The sequence below is a fragment of the Vibrio sp. 811 genome (genome assembly GCF_033339195.1).
In genome coordinates this window covers 1-618 of sequence record NZ_JAWOUB010000566.1, presented here as the reverse complement: position 1 = coordinate 618, position 618 = coordinate 1, and the positions used below count along the sequence as shown (strand labels likewise).

Annotated in this window: 1 protein-coding gene; it reads right to left on the bottom strand. The window is 46.0% G+C overall.

Annotated elements, in window-relative coordinates:
- Window positions 1–618 (bottom strand): transcriptional regulator (locus R7Q46_RS28130; protein WP_318078432.1); only part of this gene is annotated, 618 nt, incomplete at both ends.

The window sequence follows — 618 nt, the reverse complement described above, 5'->3', positions numbered from 1 at the left end:
ACAAGTAGATGGTATCGCGCGATATACCAAGATGGTTTGCAACCATTAAAACAGCATCTTTGTATTTAAAAATGCCTAGGCCATGCAGTCGCGTCACCAGTTCACGGTTGCGTTTAGAAGGCGCAATGGCTTCATTTTCCCACACTTCTGTTTGCACGGTTTCTATCGTACTGATGATGGTTTCATCGATATTACGCGCAAACGTTTCTGGTGAGCGAGCTCCACCAACACAACACTCGGTGTGTTGCTGAGGCAGCATTGCCTTTAAAAACGCCTGCATCGGTGCATCCATATCCACGTTGATACACAGCAAACCAATCGGTTTGTTTTTTGGATTTCTGACAATTGTCGTAATGGAGTGCAAGGTCTTTCCGTTCGACGTTTTCGTCAGGTACGAATCAGAAACGTCCTTGCCCTCTCTTAACTTCATTCTCGCTAAGTTGGTAATTGGAGCACCTTCACTGCGTTCCGTCACGTGCCCGTTTGCGATTTTGATGATTTCCGGCGCTTCGGCATCTAAGCTGTGGAGAACCACTTCAGTGTGTTCACCATACATACGTGCAATGCCATCCACGACGTTTTTCATAGAGTTCAAAATATCGAGATCACTCTTGGTGA